The 18095-nt window shown below is 67.4% G+C and carries 16 protein-coding genes; 3 read left to right on the top strand and 13 right to left on the bottom strand.

Annotated features, from left to right (window positions below):
- Positions 1 to 72: 72 nt before the first annotated feature.
- The 7 genes from ACIQTX_RS10305 to ACIQTX_RS10275 all read right to left on the bottom strand — a co-directional run bounded on the left by ACIQTX_RS10305 (position 73) and on the right by ACIQTX_RS10275 (position 7088).
- On the bottom strand, positions 73 to 1101 hold the full coding sequence (locus tag ACIQTX_RS10305; protein ID WP_028502848.1) for a 6-phosphofructokinase: 1029 nt from the start codon (positions 1099 to 1101) through the stop codon (positions 73 to 75).
- A gap of 202 nt (positions 1102 to 1303) precedes the next feature.
- Complete coding sequence (locus ACIQTX_RS10300) at positions 1304 to 3448, bottom strand: DEAD/DEAH box helicase (RefSeq protein ID WP_028502849.1); 2145 nt, start codon at positions 3446 to 3448, stop codon at positions 1304 to 1306.
- A gap of 241 nt (positions 3449 to 3689) precedes the next feature.
- Positions 3690 to 4640 carry a bifunctional riboflavin kinase/FAD synthetase gene (locus tag ACIQTX_RS10295; protein ID WP_402971874.1) on the bottom strand — a complete coding sequence of 317 codons (951 nt, stop codon included), beginning with the start codon at positions 4638 to 4640 and terminating at the stop codon, positions 3690 to 3692.
- Entirely contained in the window at positions 4637 to 5074 is a 438-nt protein-coding gene (locus ACIQTX_RS10290; protein WP_036274395.1) for a hypothetical protein, read from the bottom strand. The genes ACIQTX_RS10295 and ACIQTX_RS10290 overlap by 4 nt, the downstream gene beginning before the upstream one ends.
- A 57-nt stretch (positions 5075 to 5131) precedes the next feature.
- Positions 5132 to 5500, bottom strand: a complete 369-nt coding sequence (locus ACIQTX_RS10285; protein ID WP_402971872.1) for a hypothetical protein — start codon at positions 5498 to 5500, stop codon at positions 5132 to 5134.
- Positions 5497 to 6390: a tRNA pseudouridine(55) synthase TruB gene (truB, locus tag ACIQTX_RS10280; RefSeq protein ID WP_402971870.1), complete on the bottom strand. Its 894-nt coding sequence runs from the start codon at positions 6388 to 6390 to the stop codon at positions 5497 to 5499. Before truB ends, ACIQTX_RS10285 begins: the two co-directional genes overlap by 4 nt.
- Before the next feature lie 44 nt (positions 6391 to 6434).
- Entirely contained in the window at positions 6435 to 7088 is a 654-nt protein-coding gene (locus ACIQTX_RS10275; RefSeq protein ID WP_402971868.1) for a hypothetical protein, read from the bottom strand.
- A 46-nt stretch (positions 7089 to 7134) separates the two neighbouring features.
- Between ACIQTX_RS10275 and ACIQTX_RS10270 the strand changes: the two genes are divergently transcribed.
- Positions 7135 to 8031 carry an A/G-specific adenine glycosylase gene (locus tag ACIQTX_RS10270; protein WP_402971866.1) on the top strand — a complete coding sequence of 299 codons (897 nt, stop codon included), beginning with the start codon at positions 7135 to 7137 and terminating at the stop codon, positions 8029 to 8031.
- Between the two features lie 8 nt (positions 8032 to 8039).
- Here the strand turns inward: ACIQTX_RS10270 and ACIQTX_RS10265 are convergent, their stop codons facing one another.
- From ACIQTX_RS10265 to nusA, 5 genes are all read right to left on the bottom strand, one after another.
- The gene (locus tag ACIQTX_RS10265) at positions 8040 to 10193 is read right to left on the bottom strand and encodes a LuxR C-terminal-related transcriptional regulator (protein WP_402971864.1); all 2154 of its coding nucleotides are present in this window, start codon (positions 10191 to 10193) and stop codon (positions 8040 to 8042) included.
- An 87-nt stretch (positions 10194 to 10280) separates the two neighbouring features.
- Positions 10281 to 10706: a 30S ribosome-binding factor RbfA gene (gene rbfA / locus ACIQTX_RS10260; protein WP_402971862.1), complete on the bottom strand. Its 426-nt coding sequence runs from the start codon at positions 10704 to 10706 to the stop codon at positions 10281 to 10283.
- 93 nt (positions 10707 to 10799) lie between these two features.
- Positions 10800 to 13574: a translation initiation factor IF-2 gene (gene infB, locus ACIQTX_RS10255; RefSeq protein WP_028502857.1), complete on the bottom strand. Its 2775-nt coding sequence runs from the start codon at positions 13572 to 13574 to the stop codon at positions 10800 to 10802.
- Positions 13575 to 13668: 94 nt separating this feature from the next.
- Positions 13669 to 13923, bottom strand: a complete 255-nt coding sequence (locus tag ACIQTX_RS10250; protein ID WP_081663123.1) for a YlxR family protein — start codon at positions 13921 to 13923, stop codon at positions 13669 to 13671.
- Between the two features lie 61 nt (positions 13924 to 13984).
- Positions 13985 to 14968 (bottom strand): transcription termination factor NusA, encoded by a 984-nt coding sequence (gene nusA, locus ACIQTX_RS10245; protein ID WP_028502858.1) that lies wholly within the window; start codon positions 14966 to 14968, stop codon positions 13985 to 13987.
- Between the two features lie 130 nt (positions 14969 to 15098).
- Here nusA and ACIQTX_RS10240 point away from each other — a divergent pair, with 130 nt between their 5' ends.
- Positions 15099 to 16454, top strand: coding sequence for a flavin monoamine oxidase family protein (locus ACIQTX_RS10240; RefSeq protein ID WP_402971858.1), 1356 nt, complete (start codon positions 15099 to 15101; stop codon positions 16452 to 16454).
- Here the strand turns inward: ACIQTX_RS10240 and ACIQTX_RS10235 are convergent.
- On the bottom strand, positions 16423 to 17463 hold the full coding sequence (locus ACIQTX_RS10235) for a TIGR00730 family Rossman fold protein (RefSeq protein ID WP_105525592.1): 1041 nt from the start codon (positions 17461 to 17463) through the stop codon (positions 16423 to 16425). The genes ACIQTX_RS10240 and ACIQTX_RS10235 overlap by 32 nt on opposite strands.
- A gap of 127 nt (positions 17464 to 17590) precedes the next feature.
- Here ACIQTX_RS10235 and ACIQTX_RS10230 point away from each other — a divergent pair, with 127 nt between their 5' ends.
- Positions 17591 to 18094, top strand: coding sequence for a pyridoxamine 5'-phosphate oxidase family protein (locus ACIQTX_RS10230; RefSeq protein ID WP_402971856.1), 504 nt, complete (start codon positions 17591 to 17593; stop codon positions 18092 to 18094).
- Position 18095: the final 1 nt, after the last annotated feature.

The raw sequence follows: 18095 nt of genomic DNA, 5'->3' as shown, positions 1-18095 counted from the left end.
GCCGGATCAGGCGGTCTCGCCATGAGATCGCCTGATCCAGCGTGATCGCCTGAACACGGCGAGACGGCAGGCTCAGCCGAAGAGCGCAGCAGCCTCGTCGTAGCGGTAGCGCGGCACGGTGTTCAGCTCGCCGAGCGCGTCTGCGAACGGCACCCGGACGATATCGGTCCCCTGCATCGCCACCATCTGGCCCCACGCGCCGTCGACGATCGCGTCTGCTGCGTGCAGACCCAGTCGCGTCGCGAGAACCCGGTCGAAAGCTGAGGGGGAGCCTCCGCGCTGAATGTGCCCGAGGATGGTCGCCCGTGTCTCGATGCCGGTGATGCGCTCGATCTCCGGAGCCAACAGGTCGCCGATCCCACCGAGGCGAGGCCGGTTGAAGGCGTCGAGACCCTTGTCGCTGTAAGCCTCGTCCATTCCGAGGAGCTTGAACCCCTCGGAGACGACGACCAGAGGCGCACGGCCGCGGTCGTGGGCGCTGGTCACGAGCTCTGTGATGTCACCGATCGACATCGGCACCTCGGGGATGCAGATGACATGCGCGCCGGCAGCCATTCCGGCGTGCAGCGCGATCCAGCCGACGTGTCGGCCCATGACCTCGGCCACCATGCAACGCTGATGGGAGTCGCCGGTCGTGCGGAGTCGATCCATCGCGTCCGTTGCGATGTTCACTGCAGTGTCGAAGCCGAACGAGTAGTCCGTCGCCTGCAGGTCGTTGTCGATCGTCTTGGGGACGCCGATGACGTTGATGCCGTCCTTCGCGAGGCGGTCTGCCGCGGCGAGAGTGCCCTCGCCGCCGATCGCGATGATGCCGTCGATCTTGTGCCCGTAGAGGGTCTTGGCGATGTTCTCCGCTCCCCCGCGCGCACCCTCATACGGGTTCGTGCGGCTGGTGCCGAGAATCGTGCCGCCGACCTTCGACAGCCCCTTCACCTCGTGGCGGGTCAGCGGCATGAAGTCGCCGTCGACGAGGCCCCGCCATCCGTCGCGGATGCCGACGAACTCCAGGTCGTATGCCGTCGTGCCCTTGAGCACGATGCCGCGGATGACCGCGTTGAGGCCGGGGCAGTCGCCGCCGCTCGTCAGGATGCCGATCTTCATGCTGGTGCCTTCAGACGTTCGGGAGATGGGGGGAAAGGCGACGCTGCCTTCGATCGACACTAGTGCCCCGGCGTACCCGGGCGCCATTCGAAGCAGACGAAAACCCTCGATCTTGACGACTCGGATCACCCATGTCGACGAACTTCCCGATCTCGCACGACACTGCGCCGATCTGGGCGTTAAGAACCTCGGTTCTTGACGCCTACGCCGCGCCCAGCGCCTGGCGTAGCAGATGCATGAGCGCCGCCAGCTGCACCGGCTCCGCTGCCGAATCCTCGACCGCTTCACCGTCGAGAGCCCGCGCCGCGAGCCCCTGCTTCTGATCGATCAGCTCCGCGATCTTGGTGTCGATCGTGTGCGCGGCGATGATGCGCCATGCGGTGACCGGCTCATCCTGACCGATACGGTGCACGCGGTCGATCGCCTGGGTCTGCTCGGCCGCGGTCCACGACAGCTCCGCGAGCACGACGTTCGAGGCGGCCTGCAGGTTGAGGCCGACACCTGCCGCAGTGAGCGAGCAGACGGCGATTCCGACCGCGGGATCGCTGTTGAAGTCGTCGATGGCCTGCTGGCGGGTCGTGGAGGTCTGGTCGCCTCGGATCGATACCGAGCGGATGCCCGCCGCCGCGAAATGCGCCTCGGCCTGGTCCATGACGTCGATGTGCTTCGCGAAGAAGACGACCTTGCCGACCGAGCGCTGCAGCTGGGCGGCGTAGTCCGCAGCCAACGGCGCCTTGGCCTGACCGATGCGACGGACCATGGTGAAGACGTTGTCTCCCCCGGTGCCGGCAGCCTTCGACTCCTCGAGCTCATTCTGGGCGACGAGACGCACGATGTCCTCGTCGATCTCGCCGGAAGCGAGTCCGCGATCTCCGCGCGCCTCGATGATGCGACGGTAGCGCGCGGCGAGCCGCTCGCCCAGCTCGCGCTCGGCCTGACGGATGCTGCGTCCGAACTCGTCGTCGAGCTGCACCGGAAGATCGGCGATCAGCTTGTCGGGGAGGTCTGCGGCGACGTCCTTCTTCTTGCGTCGGACGATACCCATCGAGATCACGGCATCGCGCGCCTCAGGGTAGAACGCCTTGTCCGCAGGCGTGAAGCCGGTCGCGTCGAGCTTCTCCATCAGCTCGGGGCCCGGCTTCTCACCGGTCGTCCAGCCGAGGAACCGCCAGATCGCGTCGAAGTCCTCGACGTCGTTGATCAGCGGCGTACCGGTGAGAGCGAGCATCAGGGGATCGTGTCCCGGAGTGCGCTCTCGCACCTGTGCGGCGAGGGAAAGCACGTTCTGCGAACGCTGCGACGAGAGGTTCTTGATGAAGTGCGCCTCGTCGACGACCATTCCGCGCAGACCGATCGAAGCGAGCCACGACATGTGCCGGTCGAGGATCTCGTAGTTCACGATGAAAACGTCGGCGAAGGCGTCGATGTCGGTGCCGTCGCCCTGGATGACGGTCGCGCGACGCTGCGGTGTCCAACGCTCGACCTCGCGCGCCCAGTTCATCTTCACGACGTTCGGCACGACGACGAGCAGCGGGTAGGCCCCTGCGACGGAGGCGGCGAGCACGGACTGGGCCGTCTTGCCGAGGCCCGGCTCATCGGCGAGGAGGAAACTGCGGTGTCCCGCCTTCACTGCCTCGAGGAACCGGGACTGATGCACCATGACCTCGAGGCCCTTGGGCGAAAGGTGGTCGTACTCCGGTGCGGGCGGCAGGTCCATCGATGCGGCGGATCCGCCGGCCCCCGTCTCGAAGGCTTTGTAAAGGGGGCCCATGAGCTCCCAGCCGTCGAGGCGACGACGGGGGGTGACCGTCGAGCGCGGTGTCAGGTCTGGTGGGAGGAACGGGTTGGCCAGCTGCCGCGACTCGACGGACGGCGGAGTGACCTGCCGCTCCGCGATCGCGGCAGGAACCGTGGAGATCTGCACGGGAGCCGCGTCCGCGATGATGAGCTCTTCCGGAGCCAGTTCCGCACCGGATTCGAGCAGCCAGTCGCGGCGCATGCGCTTCGCCACAGGCGATGTGGCCTGGTCCGCCTCGAGCAGCTGGATGAGCGACGTGTCGCGCGCGGCCGTCTTCGCGAGGATCGTGGCCACGCCGTCGAGCCGCTTGAGCAGCTCGGCGCGGGCAGGATCACCGATCTCGGCATCGGCCTTCACCCTGGCACGCTCTTCGCGCACCAGGAAGGCGATCACCTGGAACTTCACCCTGTTCGTCGGGCCGAGCTTCCCCCGCTGCGACTTCGCCTCGATCTCACGCACCTTGCGAGCGAGGATCGGGATCAGGGGTGCCTCGTCGTCACGACGGGACGTCTTCTTGCGCCGCGTGGCGGCGGTTGCCGTAGTCGGCATGCTCCTCCTGAGCGTGAAGGCCGCGGGATCATCATGAAGCCGCTGGCCGTTCTCGTTGTTCGCGTGTGGCGTGAGCCAGGACCGTACGAACAGTGGATCTTCTTCCCACCGGAGCACGCGGGACACGCGAGGACCGGCGGGAGCCGGTCTCCATTCTATGCCATTGCGCGCGCCTCGAGGATATCGCCCACGCCGAGCCGCCGATCCGGATCGAAGGAATCTTCTTCGCGCGAGGAAAACGCTAGGAGGGCAGCCCGAGTGCCCGGGCGGCATCCGTGACGTCTGCCCCCATCTGCACCATGAGCTTGTCGATGCCCTCGAAGGCGACCATGCCCCGTAGCCGCTCCACGAACTCGACTGTGACATCGTGCCCGTACAGATCGAGGCCGGTCTCCCCCAGCACATGTGCTTCGACCTGCCGCACGAGGACGTCGTCGAAGGTGGGGTTCGTGCCGACCGAGATCGCCGACGGGTGTCGGATCCCGGTGTCGTGATCGACGAGCCATCCCGCGTAGACGCCGTCTGCCGGGACGAAGGCATCGACGATGGTCGAGAGGTTCGCGGTGGGGAACCCCAGTTCGCGTCCGCGCTTGAGCCCGTGCACGACCTCGCCACGCACGTCGGGGAGGCGGCCGAGCGCCTTCGCCGCGGCCGCGACATCGCCCTCCATCAACAGCTCGCGAATCCAGCTCGACGACACGCGTCGCGTGGAGCCGGGGAGATAGACCTCGTCGACGACCTCGACCGAGAAGCCGTAGCGTGGGGCGAGTTCGCGCAGGAGCGCCGGGGTGCCCGCGCCTCTGTGACCGAAACGGAAGTCCTCGCCCACGAGGACCGTCGAGACCTGGAGCGCGCCGACGAGGATGTCGACCACGAAGTCTTCCGCGCTGCGGGCCGCGAGCTCCTCATCGAAGGTCAGTACCAGCGTTGCGTCGAGACCGAGCTCGCCGAGGAGCTCGAGCTTGCGGTCGACCGTGACGACGTTCTCGGGGCACCGGTCCGGGCGGATGACCGCCAGCGGGTTGCGGTCGAACGTGACGGCCACCGATCGGCTGCCGGTGGCCGTGGCGGCCTGCCGCAGTCGCTCGATGACGGCGCGGTGACCCGCGTGTACGCCGTCGAACTTGCCGATCGCGACCGCGGTCGGTCCGAAGTCGCCGGGCACCTCCTCCGGGCTGCGGAAGACGATCACGCGTCGACCCCGACCGGCTGCGCGACCTCGGCCGGCCGATGCGTGCGCAGCCACCAGATTCCGAACACCGGGAGGATCAGTGGGATGAACAGGTATCCGCGGCCGAACAACGACCACACCGTCTCGTGCTGGAACAGATCAGGCATCACGATGCTCAGCAGCCCGACGACCAGTACTCCGGTGAGTTCGAAGACGATCGCGACCCAGGCGACCGTGTACCAACCACGACGACGAGCCAGCACGAGTGCGAGCGTGGCGAGGATGTAGACGACGGCCGCGAGTGCGGAGAGCGAGTACGCGAGTGGCGCCTCGTCGAACCGACGAACGATCTGCACGAAGCTGCGCCCCGTGGCGGCCAGCGCCATGACGGCGTAGACGATCACGAGGACGCGACCGATTCCGGTCATCCGAGTGGAGGGGGCGGTGGAGCTCATAGCGCATTCCATCCTAGAGCCGTGGGAGAGCGTCGGACTCCGCTCCGACCTCTCACGTCACGCGATCTGGACCGACCAGATGACCTGCATCCGCCACAGCATGATCGCGATGGCGAGGGCGGCGACCCCGAGGACGACGGTGCTCCACCGGCTGCGCTCCATGAGCGCCCACAGCACGGCGCCGACGGGCAGGAGCACGGCCGAGATCAGATAGACCCAGTACTCGAGCAGGTCGCCGGTCGGCGGGTTGCCTGCCAACGGCGCGATGATCGCGGCGATCACCTGAACCACCAGCAGAGCCTCGACCAGTGCGAGGGCACCGACCGAGAAGTCGCTCGGCCGACGACCGCTCAGACCTGCGATGAGGCAGAAGAGTCCGGCGGCGACGGCGATCGCGATCTGAGCGATCGTGAACCAGAGGATCATCGTTCGACCCCCGGCATGTTCATGGCGCTCTTGAGGTCGACGCCGCGCTTCTCGACGATGCCGATCAGGATTCCGTCGGGGTCGACCGCCGCAGCCATCGGACCTTCGAGGCGGGTGGCCTGCCCACCCAGCCGCTTGCCATGGCGGAGGTCGCGCGCGTCACCGGTCGACATGTCCAGCACTGGAAGAATGCGTCCAGCCGCTTCAGCCGGGGTGAGCGTGCTCGCGCCCTCGAGCGCATCGAGGCCGACAGCATCCGCGACGTCGAACGGGCCGACCCTGGTTCGCCGCAGCGCACTCAGGTGACCGCCGACGCCGAGAGCCGCCCCGAGGTCGCGGGCGAGCGAGCGGATGTAGGTTCCGGAGGAGCAGTCGACGATGACGTCGAGGTCGAGATACCTCGCACCCCTGCGGCTTTCGAGAAGGTCGAACCGGGAGACGACGACGTCCCGCGCGGCGAGCACGACCTCTTCTCCGGCTCGCACACGGTCGTAGGCGCGGCGCCCATCGACCTTGATGGCGGAGACGGCGCTCGGCACCTGAGAGATCTCGCCCGTGAGCGCTGCGATCCCTGCCGACACCGCGTCATCGGTGACGGCATCCCATGCCTCGGGGGCGGCGGTTGTGAGGGTCTCCCCCTCGGCATCGTCGGTGCCCGTGGTCTGACCGAGACGGATCGTCGCCTCGTAGGTCTTGTCCGCACCCACGATGTAGGTCAGCAGCCTGGTCGCCCCCTCGATGCCGATGACCAGCAGTCCGGTCGCCATCGGATCGAGCGTTCCGGCATGGCCGACCTTGCGGGTGCCGAACGCACGGCGCGTGCGCGCGACGACGTCGTGACTGGTCAGTCCTGAGGGCTTGTCGACGAGAAGGATGCCGGGCGAGACCATCCCCCCAGCCTACCGAGGACGACGCGTTCTGCCGGTCGCAAGCCTCACCCGCAGACTTCGTACGAGGGTTCGGTGCCCGTCGTCACGGTGACGTCCCAGGCTGTATCGCTGCTTTCCCGGAAAGCGAAGAAGACGTGCGCCGCGGCGTCGCCGGGAAGCATGATCCAGGTGTCGCTTCCGATCGTCGCCGTCCCCTCCTGCGCGTCGGGATACGCTGCGAGCACCTCGCTCTTGGTCGCTCCTACCCCCAGCCCGTCCTCGGTCAGCGGACCCGCGACCGCGGCCGGAACCTCGGCTGCGGAATATACGGAGATCTCACGAATGGGCGCCGTATCGCTTTCCGTTCCGCGAACGAACGAGATGGAGTAGCTCGAGTCGGCCGCCGTCCACCATGCCGACCACGAACAGTTCACGGTGTCGTTGTTCCATGCGCCGGTGAGGCCACCGAGTGTCGAGGCGAAATCGCCGCCGACGTCTATGGGACCAACGCCGGCCCCGTCGATGATCCATGTGCCGGGGTCCGCCGGGTCCTCGACGCGCGCCTCCGGCTCCGGGGTGGGAGTGCTCGTCGGTGTTGCGCTCGGCGAGAGCCCACTGCTCGGCGTCGACGTGGGCGACGACGGTCCTGCACAGCCGACCAGGCTGCCGATGGCGAAGAGCGTGATGAAGACAAGGGCGCTCGTGCGTGTGCTGTTCATGGAAACGTGTCCCCGTCTCGAATGTGTGCTCGCGTAGGCTTGAGCGATGCCCGATTCGCAGGCCCTCTCCGACATCACGTCGCGCCTGTCGAAATGGTATCGAGCGACCGCCCGTGACCTGCCATGGCGCCGGTCTGCGTTTCATAACGAATTCGGCGCCTGGGGTGTTCTCGTGAGCGAGTTCATGCTGCAGCAGACGCCGGTCACGCGGGTCATTCCCCACCTGGATGCATGGCTCGACCGATGGCCGACACCTGCCGCGATGGCCACGGCGACCACGGCCGAGGTGGTGCAGCAGTGGGCCAACCTGGGGTACCCCCGACGCGCGCTCTGGCTGCACCGTGCCGCAGCGGAGATCACCGACCGGCATGGCGGGGTCGTTCCGCGTGATGTGGACGCCCTGCTCGCGCTCTCCGGCATCGGCGACTACACCGCTCGTGCCGTCGCGGTGTTCGCCTACGGAGACCGGCACCCCGTCGTCGACACGAACACCAGGAGGGTGCTCGCGAGGGCGGTGGCCGGCCGCTCCCAGCCCGGGCCGCCTTCGCGCCGGGACCTCGATCTGATGGCCTCGCTGCTGCCGGATGACGAGGAAGAAGCGGCAGCGTTCAACGCGGCGGCCATGGAGCTCGGCGCCACGGTGTGCACCTCGCGCGCCCCGCGGTGCGAGGTGTGCCCTCTCGTCGGCAGTTGCGCGTGGCTGGGCGCCGGCAAGCCCGATACGGGTGACGAGCGCCGACGCCAGGCCACCTACGAGGGCTCGGATCGTCAGGCTCGCGGCGCGGTTCTGCGCCTGCTGCGCAGCACGTCGCCGAGCGCAATCCCCCTCGTCGCGGTGCTCCCCGATTGGCCGGACGCGGGGCAGCGAGATCGCGCGATCGACTCGCTCATCGCCGACGGGCTCGCCGAAGCGGATGGCGAGGCCCTCTCGCTGCCCCGCTGACCTCAGGCTCAGAGGTGCTGATTGGTCCGGTGGGCGAGCACCGTGAGCTCGACCCGGCTCCGCACATCGAGCTTGCCGAACACCCGACCGAGGTGAACCTCTACCGTACGGACCGAGACGTTCAGAGCCTCGCCGATGTCGCGGTTCGCCGCGCCGCCGACCGCCTGCATGGCCACCTCCAGCTCGCGCGCCGTGAGCTGGAGCGACCAGGCCGAACGGCACGCCGCCAGTGGATCGACCGTGGGGACGATACTCCCCTCTCTCGCATCGAGTCGGTCGATACGGCTGCGGATCGCCCGCGCCCACGCCGTCGCACCCGCGAGCTCGAACAACCGCTCCGCGTACTGGAAATGGATCCGCGCCGACGGGTGATCGTCGCGGATCGCATACTGGGTGCCGAGCATCGTCTCGACCCGAGCCCGCGCGAACGGTGAGTTCAGCGTCCGCGCAGCCTCACGGATGTCGTCGCGCTCCGAACGCCATCGTCCGTCGCCTGCCGTAGCGATCCGGTCCCTCAGCTGCTGCGCGCGGGCTATGTCGGGAGGCTGGATGGAAGTCGTCGACGCCGACCTGTCGTTCGAAACGAGCGAGAGCTCATCGAGCCCCGGCACCGCCATCGCAGTCTGCGGCGATCCCAGATCGGACCACAGGCGAACGGTCGCCGCGGCATCGTCGAACGCACCGGCCAGGAACGACCGGATGCCACGGTCGACGAGGAGATCGATCTTCACCCCTGACGGGAGCGCGGCCGTGAGCGAGCGGGAGAACGGACCGAGTTCGCCGAGCACAGCGAGGTCGAGGCGTCGCGCGAGCACCACACCCAGCCCCGCGAAAGGCATCGTGACCGGCAGCGCGAGCGCAGCTTGGATCAGACGTTCCCGCGCGAGCCCGATATCGCCACGCCAGACGAGAAGCAGCACCTCGACGACCGCGCGGTACGCCTGGACGGCAGGACTGCTTTCGTATCCGGGAACGAATGGATCGGATTCACCGGACATCGCCGACTCATCGTTCGCGAGCTGACGCAGCGCCTGATCGATGTCTCCACGCATCGCAGCGCGCAACGTACGGAGCATTCCTCCGCTCACGGGACCCGATGCGGTCACCTCATCGATGTCACGCTCCCCCGCGATGAGCCAGCTCAAGGCCACGACGGGATCCCTCAGCTCCCGCTCCGCACCGATCCGGGAGGCACCATCACGGAGGGCATCGAGCCAGGAGCGCATCCTGGGGCGATCCCCGCGCTCGGCGCACATGACCGCGGCCAGGGCGGCGGCTCTGGTCCAGTTGCGCCAGTCTTCTTGGTCGTCCGTGGCGGGACGCAGCGTACACGGATCCACCTCCGGGACCGCGCCCTGCAGGCACGCCTGCGCGACCAGCAGAGCTCCGAGCCCCCGCAGTCGAAAGCTCTCCGCACCGTGTGGGTAGATACCTCCCAACCATGCGGCCGCCTCGGCAGCGAATCCGGCTCCTACCGCCGAGGCGCCCGCGACCAGAAAGGCGTCATCCAGGTCGGCACCCGTCGCGTGCTCTGCGGCCTCACGCGCGAGCAGCAGCGCGCGATCCGGATATCCTGCCTCGGTCAGCTGCCGAGCGATGTGCGTGAGTTCGGGCGCAGCCTCCGGATCGCCCTCGAGCGACGCGCGCGCCCTGTGCCAGTCAGCGCTCACCCGATCACCACGGCGACGGAAGATGGCGCTCAGCCGCTCGTGAACCGTCGACATGCCCGCGGCGCAGGCCGTCGCCCGCACCCAGATCGACAGCCGGGCATCGACGAAACGCACTCGACCGGCATGCAGTACGAGGCGGGTGCCGACAGCGGCCGCGGCGATCTCTGCGGCTGATCGCCCGTCGAACTCGAGGATCGGATCGAGAGCGTCATCCAAGCACACCGAGAGGGCCAGCAGCAGCTCCCGATCGCGAGAGTCGAGCTGCACGCCCTCGAATCGCCGTGCGATCGCCGGCACGAAGGGCAACGGGACCGGCAGCGGACCCAGACCATGTCGCTGGGTCGGCGTCAACCGCGCGACGACCTCACGGATCGTCGTCGGGTCCGAGTTCAGATCGGCAGCGAGCCTGGCGACGACGTGCGGCGCACAGCCGAGATCAAGATCGAGGAGTTCATCGAGGATCAGACCGACGGCTGCGGGCGCTATGAACAAGGCCCCAGACGTACTCGTACCCTCGATGCCGATCCCCCTCAGCTTCGCGGGAGGCGCTCCCGCGAAGCCGAGCGTATCAAACGGCGCTCACTCCGAGTCGTCGTCCGAGCGGTACGGGTCCGCATCGCCGGCGTGCGATGCCGAGGATGCGAGCTTCGCCACGTCGGCATCACGCTGCTGCGCCTCGCGGAGCAGAGCGCCGATGTGGTCGGCGTTCTCCGGAAGAGCATCCGGGATGAATTCGAGCGTCGGCACCAACCTGGTGCTGAGCTGTCGTCCGACCTCACTCCGCAGCATGCCCGTAGCCGACGTGAGCGCGGCGCCGCTGGCGATGCGCTCCTCCTCCGTGCCCAGCACCGTGTAGAACACGGATGCATGCTGGAGGTCTCCGCTCACGCGGACGTCGGTGATGGTCACGAAGCCGAGGCGCGGGTCACGCAGCCCCTTCTCCAGTCGCTCGGCGAGGATCACGCGGATGCGATCCGCGAGACGAGCCTGTCGTTCGCCTGCCATTGTTCTCTCCCTGTCCAGGAAACCTCAGGGCGTCCTTCCTCTCCACGCTCCGAGGAGCGGGAGCGAAGGACGCCCGAAGGTGTTTCGAATTGATCAGCCGCGAGGCTTCTCGATGAGCTCGGTCGTCTCGATCTCATCACCGATCTGGATGTCGTTGTACTTTCCGAGACCGATACCGGCCTCGTAATCGGTACGGACCTCGGTGACATCGTCCTTGAAGCGACGCAGCGACTCGATGGCGAGACCATCGGCCAGTACGACGCCGTCGCGGATGACGCGAGCCTTGGCGTTTCGTGTGATCGTTCCCGATCGCACGATGACACCGGCGATGTTGCCGAACTTCGAGGAGCGGAACACCTCACGGATCTCGGCGACGCCCGACTGGACCTCTTCGTATTCCGGCTTGAGCATGCCCTTGAGCGAGCTCTCGACCTCATCGATGGCGTTGTAGATCACCGAGTAGAACCGGATGTCCACGCCTTCACGAGCAGCGCGCTCGCGCGCCTTCGTGTCGGGGCGGACGTTGAAGCCCACGATGATCGCGTTGTCGATCGTCGCCAGGTTCACATCGGACTCGGTGATCGCACCGACACCGCGGTGGATGATGCGCAGCTGCACCGAGTCGTCGACCTCGATCTTGAGGAGCGATTCCTCGAGCGCCTCGACGGCACCGGAGACGTCACCCTTGATGATGAGGTTGAGGGATTCGACCTTGCCCTCCTGGAGAGCACGGGTGAAGTCCTCGAGCGAGATGCGCTTGCGGGCCTTGGCCAGCTGGGCGTTGCGCTCGACGGCTTCGCGCTTCTCAGCGATCTGACGCGCCAGACGGTCTTCTTCTGTGACGAGGAAGACGTCGCCGGCTCGCGGCACCGAGTTGAGTCCCTGCACCTGGACCGGACGCGACGGGTAGGCCTCGAGAACAGCATCGCCGTTCTCGTCGACCATCGCACGCACGCGGCCGTAGGCCGTACCTGCAACGATCGGGTCACCGATCCGGAGCGTTCCGGACTGGATCAGCACCGTCGCGATCGAACCGCGGCCCTTGTCGAGCTTCGCCTCGATGGCGACACCACGAGCGGCCTTGTTCGGGTTGGCGGTGAGGTCCAGACCTGCGTCGGCAGTGAGAAGCACGGCGTCCAGGAGTTCCTGGATACCCGTGTTCGCACGAGCGGAGACGTCGACGAACATGACGTCGCCACCGAACTCCTCGGCGACCAGACCATATTCGGTCAGCTGCTGACGAACCTTCGACGGGTTGGCGTCGGGCTTGTCGACCTTGTTCACCGCGACCACGATCGGCACGTTCGCCGCCTGGGCGTGGTTCAGCGCCTCGACCGTCTGCGGCATGATGCCGTCGTCGGCCGCGACCACGAGGATCGCAAGGTCGGTCACCTGCGCACCACGGGCACGCATGGCGGTGAACGCCTCGTGACCCGGGGTGTCGATGAACGTGATGGCGCGCTCGATGCCGTCGTGCTCGGTCCAGACCTGGTACGCACCGATGTGCTGGGTGATGCCACCGGCTTCACCCTCGATGACGTTGGTCTGACGGATCGCGTCGAGGAGACGGGTCTTACCGTGGTCGACGTGACCCATGACGGTGACGACCGGCGGACGGATCTCGAGGTCGTCCTCGTCCTCTTCCTCGAGCTCCTGCTCGAGGTTGAGACCGAAGCCCTCGAGGAGCTCCTTGTCCTCGTCCTCGGGCGAGACCATCTGGATCTTGTAGCCGAGCTCGGCACCGAGGACCTCGAAGGTCGCCTCATCCAGCGACTCGGTGGCCGTGGCCATCTCGCCGAGGTTGAAGAGGATGGTGACGAGGGTTCCCGGCTGGACCGTGTAACCGGTCAGCGTCTCGATCTTGTCGGCGAAGTCCGCGATAGATGCGCCACGGCGCATGCGGATGATCTCTCCGTTACCGCGGGTGACGTTGACGCCACCGACGACCGGAGCACTCCGCATCTCGAACTCTTGCCGCTTCGCCCGCCGCGACTTGCGCTGCTTGCTCTTGCCGCCGCCCTTACCGAAGGCACCTGCGGTACCACCGCCGGGGCCACGGCCACGACCGCCACCGCCACCGGGACGACCGGCGAAACCGCCGCCACCACCGGGACGAGCACCGGGGCCACCTGCACCACCGGGGCCGCCAGCACCACCGGGACGACCGGGGCCGCCTGGACGCTGCTGGAAGGGAGCGCCACCGGGACGACCACCCTGACCGCCGCGCGGGGCGCCGGGACGGGGGGAACCGGGACGGGGCGCACCCGGACGCGGGGCGCCGGGACGCGGCGCCTGCGGGCGCGGGATGTTTCCGGGAGTCGGGCTGGGACGCTGTCCCATTCCCTGCGCCGAGGCGAAGGGGTTGTTGCCCGGACGAGGACCTGCGGGACGCTGCCCCATGCCCTGTGCCGTCGAGAACGGATTGTTGCCGGGGCGCGGTGCGCCCGGCTTGGGAGCTGAGCCGTCAGCCGGCTTCGCATCAGCCGAAGCCTCTGAGGCCTCTGCTGCGGGAGCCTTCTCGGCCGGTGCGGCCTCGACGGGTGCAGCCTCGACCGGTGCCGGTTCTGCGGGAGCCGGTGCAGGCTTCGGACCCGGCTTGGGTCCGGGAGTCGGTGCCGACGAGCCACCGGGCTTGGGAGCCGAGGTGGTCGACTTCGCAGCGGGCTTCGCTGCTGGCGCTGCCGGAGCCGCGGCCTTCAGTGAGCCGTCTGCTTCGATCGCCGCGCGCAGCTTGCGCGCAACCGGCGGTTCGATGGTGGAAGACGGGCTCTTGACGAACTCGCCGAGTTCCTTGAGCTTTGCAAGTGCGATCTTGCTGTCGACGCCGAGTTCGGCGGCGATCTCATGTACGCGTGGTTTACCAGCCACAATTCTCCTGTCTGAGTTGGTCTACCCAGACAGGGCAGACCACTAGTCGCGGACGGGTCTCATTTCGAGCCGTTCACTTTGTTTCCATAGCTGTTCAGCCTTTGTTTCTTGGTGGGTGCTGTTCGAAGGTCCGTGTGTCCAGCTGAGTGGTCACACGCAGTGCCCGTCCGAATGCGCGACGCCGCAGAGCAGCTTCCATGCATTCAGGTGTCGGATGCACCCACGCGCCACGCCCCGGTAGAACAGCGCGCTCATCGGGGATGAGGGTGTCGTTCTGGTTCACCACCCTGAGAAGAGTGGAGCGGGGAGCACGCGTGCGGCAACCGACGCACGTTCGTACGGGTTCCATCTTACACCTGCGTTTCACCACGCCTTGCCCGCACTCGGGCGCGGCGGAAGGCCGGAGCCGATCAGTCGAGGACGCTGTCCGGCTGGATGTCGATCTTGGCGCCCGTGAGCTTGGCGGCCAGACGCGCGTTCTGGCCCTCCTTGCCGATGGCGAGCGACAGCTGGTAGTCGGGGACCAGGGCGCGCACGGCCTTGGTGTTCGCATCGAGCACGAAGGAACTCGTCACCTTCGCCGGCGAGAGCGCATGAGCGACGAACGTCGGGAGGTCGGCGTCGTAGTCCACGATGTCGATCTTCTCGCCCGCGAGCTCTTCGGTCACCGCACGCACACGACGTCCGAGTTCACCGATGCACGCACCCTTCGCATTGATCGACGGGTCGTTGGCCCGCACGGCGATCTTGGTGCGGTGTCCGGCTTCACGAGCAAGAGCGACGATCTCCACGAGCCCGGCTGCGATCTCCGGCACCTCGAGGGCGAAGAGTCGCCGGACCAGCCCTGGATGCGTGCGCGACACCGTGATCTGCGGACCCTTGAGCCCCTTGGCGACGCTGGTGACATACACGCGCAGACGCGCGCCGTGCGTGTACTCCTCACCGGGCACCTGCTCCTCGGGGGGCAGGATCGCCTCGACGACGCCGAGATCGACGTGGATCATGCGCGGGTTCGGACCCTGCTGGATCACACCGGCGACGATGTCGCCCTCTTTGTCCTTGAAATCACCCAGCACCACGTCGTCCGCGATGTCGCGCAGACGCTGGCTGATGACCTGCTTGGCCGCGAAGGCCGCGATCCGACCGAAGTCGTCGGGGGTGGCATCCTCTTCGCCGATGATCGCGCCCTCGTCGTCCTTGACGACCTGGAGCACGGCGACGTGGCCGGTCTTGCGGTCGAGATCGACGCGGACGCCCTCGGGTGTGACCCCATCCGGGGAGACATGCTTGGAGTACGCGGTCAGGATCGCCTGCTCGATGATGGCGACGAGCTCATCGAAGGGAATCGCCTTCTCCTTCTCGATCCCTCGCAGCAGACTCAGTTCGATGTCCATGACGGCCTCTCTATTCAGCTCTCGTCGCGCCTGTTCGCACGCGCGACATCCGTACCACGATACCCTGTGCCAACCGGCTCCCGCGCGGCGGCAGCGGTGTCGGATCAGGGAGCCGCTCGAGGAGGAGCACGTGAGCACATTCGACACGATCGTGATCGGCGCGGGGATGTCGGGGCTCACGAGCGCCCGGATGCTCGTCGATGCGGGTCAGCGCGTCGTCGTCCTCGAGGGACGCGACCGTATCGGCGGTCGGATGCACACGGACCGGAGCGCCGGATTCCCCGTCGATCTCGGTGCGTCGTGGATCCACGGGATCGAAGGCTCGCCATTGTGGAACCTCGTCCACGCTCTCAGGATTCCCGCGATCGAGTACACGGTCGGCAGCTTCCAGGTCGGTGGCCGTCCGATCGAGAACTTCGACGGCGACGGCAACGCGATGGATACCGCGGCCACCGCTCAGTGGATCGCCGACGTCGACACCGCAGATCGGCTCCTCGTCGAAGAGATCGCCGCGTCCTCCCCCGGCGACACCTACCTCGATGTCACCGAGCGGGCGCTGGACCGGTCCGGGATCGAGCCCGAGCGCATCGACGACATCCGTGAGTTCTTCCGCCACCGGGTCGAGGAGCAGTGCGGAGCGTGGATCGGCGATCTCGACGCGCACGGTCTCGACGAGGATGCGATCGACGGCGACGAGGTGATCTTCCCCCGCGGGTACGACGAGCTCCCCCACCGAATCGGCGCCGAACTCGACATCCGCCTCGGGACAACCGTCACCCGCGTGGTCCGCTCATCCGGCGCCGTCGTGGTGCACGCGGGCGACACGGAGTACGAGGCAGACCGCGTGATCGTCACCGTGCCCCTCGGCATCCTCAAGGCCGACACGATCGCGTTCGAGCCGGCGCTGCCCGACGCGGTGGCCGGACCCATCTCGCGGCTCGGGATGGGTGTCTTCAACAAGGTGTTCGTGCAGTTCCCCGAGCGCTTCTGGGACGAGGAGAGCTACGTACTGCGCGCGCTCGGCGAAGCCGGTGAGCACTGGCACTCCTGGTACGACGTCTCCGCCGTGAGCGGCATCCCCACGCTGCTGACGTTCGCGGCCGGGCCGTTCGGTCGTCGGATGCAGGAGCTCTCGGACGAAGACATCGTCGCCGACGCCGTCAGCGCGCTGCGCGTGCTCTACCCAGACGCCGTGGGCGACCCGATCGCCCACTGGATCACGCGCTGGGGCCACGACGAGTTCTCGAACGGCTCATACTCCCACCTTGCGGTGGGCTCGACCCATCACGACCACGACGCCCTCGCAGGGCCCGTAGACGGGGTGCTGCACTTCGCGGGTGAGGCCACGTGGGGCGATGAGCCCGCGACCGTCGGCGCCGCCTTCTACTCCGGGCGTCGGGCCGCCGAGCGCATACTCGATCGCCCGGTCGACCTGGACGACTTCGCGTCGCGCATCATCGAGCGGGAGCGGACCCCAGCGCGTTGATCGCGCCGATCAGACGGAACAGGTTCCCGACCTGACGCTGATCCAGGTGCAGGATCAGGCGTGGTAGATCCAGCACGTCGTCATCGGCGACCTCGGCTTGTCGCGGGGCGGTCCGCTCGATCCGCCCCGAAGAGAGCATCGGGGCGAACTGCTCGTTGAGCGCTTCGATCTCGGCATCCGTCGGCTCGGCCTTGAGACGCAGCACCAGTGCGTCGCCGACCCACCGCAGCGAGTCGTAGTTGTGCCAGAATCCGGTGATCTCCGCCCTGGCGGCCTCGATGGAATCCGTGATCACCACGCGATCGAAGTCGCCCACCGAGATGACGCCGGTCGGGGCGAGGTGGTCGTCGATGAAGCTGCGGAGCCCCTGCCAGAAGGTTCCCCCCGGCTGATCGAGCAGAACGATCGGCGTCGGCTCCGCCTTTCCGGTCTGCTGCAGCGTGAGCAGCTCGAACATCTCGTCCAGGGTGCCGAATCCACCCGGCAGGCAGATGAAGCCGAGCGACTCTTTGATGAGCATCAGCTTGCGCGTGAAGAAGTACTTCATGGCCACGACGTGGTCTTGCCCTGCCACGAAACCGTTCGGCTTCTCCTCGAAGGGGAGCCGGATCGATACGCCGAGCGAGAGAGCGGGCCCTGCACCCTCCGAGGCCGCCTGCATGATCCCTGGACCCGCACCCGTCACGACCATCCAGCCGTCGCCGGCCAACGCTGCCGCGACGTCGCGGGCGGTGAGATAGAGCGGATCGTCCTGTCTGGTGCGCGCTGATCCGAAGACCGTCACCTTGGGAACCCCGCGGAACGGCGCGAACAGGCGGAACGCGTCACGCATCTCGGCCAGCGCCGCCGACGCGATCTTCAGGTCGAGACGATCGGCACCATCCTCGCCCAGCAGGATCGCGGTGCGCAGCATCCGCATCACCAGCCGCCGGTCGGTGTGCACTCCCGCATCGTCGAGGACGGCGTTGATCTCGGAGCTGAGGGACTCAGGCAGTGATTCGTCGATCATGAGACCAGCGTGTCATGCGCCGCAGCCACAACGCTCCGCAACGCCGAGCCTCTCGTCGACATGAGCACGGAGCAGCCGCAGTGTCAACGCCCGTGCTCTCGCTCGCGCTGCGCGTCAGGCTGACATCATGACCGAGATCACAGGACCCGAATCCCTCGCCCGTGTCGCCGAGCTCGTGGAGGACATCGACATCGCGATGCTCACGACCACCGACGATGACGGCAACCTCGTGAGTCGACCGATGTCGACCAGGCAGATGGACGAAGCCGGAGACATCTGGTTCTTCACCACCGAGGACACGGAGAAGGTCGAGGAGGCACAACGGCATCACGACGTCGGCCTGGCCTACTGCGACGCCAAGGGGATGCGGTACGTATCCGTCGCCGGCACCGCAGTGCTCGTGCACGACCGAGCCAAGATGGAAGAGCTCTACTCGCCCTCGCTGGAGATCTGGTTCGCCGACGGCCTGGACACCCCCGGCATCGCCCTGATCAAGGTGACGCCGAAGGTGACGGAGTTCTGGGAGCCGGCAAAGGGGAAGCTCGCGCTGGCGGCGGGCGCACTCAAGGCGCTGGTCACCCGCGACACTCCTGATGACGACACCATGAACCACGGCCGCATCGTCTGCTGAC

Origin of the sequence: Microbacterium sp. NPDC090281 (genome assembly GCF_044769635.1) — a bacterium.
Taxonomy (GTDB): Bacteria; Actinomycetota; Actinomycetes; order Actinomycetales; family Microbacteriaceae; genus Microbacterium.
The sequence above is the reverse complement of the archived record's forward strand: the minus strand, read 5'-3'. Positions and strand labels throughout refer to the sequence as shown.

Bases quoted from the DNA above. Each gene is read 5' to 3' on its own strand.
- rbfA (WP_402971862.1), bottom strand. From the start codon at position 10,706: ATGGCAGGCGAACGACAGGCTCGTCTCGCGGATCGCATCCGCGTGATC.
- ACIQTX_RS10270 (WP_402971866.1), top strand. From the start codon at position 7,135: ATGCCCGATTCGCAGGCCCTCTCCGACATCACGTCGCGCCTGTCGAAA.
- ACIQTX_RS10250 (WP_081663123.1), bottom strand. From the start codon at position 13,923: ATGGAACCCGTACGAACGTGCGTCGGTTGCCGCACGCGTGCTCCCCGC.
- nusA (WP_028502858.1), bottom strand. From the start codon at position 14,968: ATGGACATCGAACTGAGTCTGCTGCGAGGGATCGAGAAGGAGAAGGCG.
- ACIQTX_RS10235 (WP_105525592.1), bottom strand. From the start codon at position 17,463: ATGATCGACGAATCACTGCCTGAGTCCCTCAGCTCCGAGATCAACGCC.
- ACIQTX_RS10305 (WP_028502848.1), bottom strand. From the start codon at position 1,101: ATGAAGATCGGCATCCTGACGAGCGGCGGCGACTGCCCCGGCCTCAAC.
- ACIQTX_RS10300 (WP_028502849.1), bottom strand. From the start codon at position 3,448: ATGCCGACTACGGCAACCGCCGCCACGCGGCGCAAGAAGACGTCCCGT.
- ACIQTX_RS10290 (WP_036274395.1), bottom strand. From the start codon at position 5,074: ATGAGCTCCACCGCCCCCTCCACTCGGATGACCGGAATCGGTCGCGTC.
- ACIQTX_RS10230 (WP_402971856.1), top strand. From the start codon at position 17,591: ATGACCGAGATCACAGGACCCGAATCCCTCGCCCGTGTCGCCGAGCTC.
- truB (WP_402971870.1), bottom strand. From the start codon at position 6,390: ATGGTCTCGCCCGGCATCCTTCTCGTCGACAAGCCCTCAGGACTGACC.
- ACIQTX_RS10275 (WP_402971868.1), bottom strand. From the start codon at position 7,088: ATGAACAGCACACGCACGAGCGCCCTTGTCTTCATCACGCTCTTCGCC.
- ACIQTX_RS10285 (WP_402971872.1), bottom strand. From the start codon at position 5,500: ATGATCCTCTGGTTCACGATCGCTCAGATCGCGATCGCCGTCGCCGCC.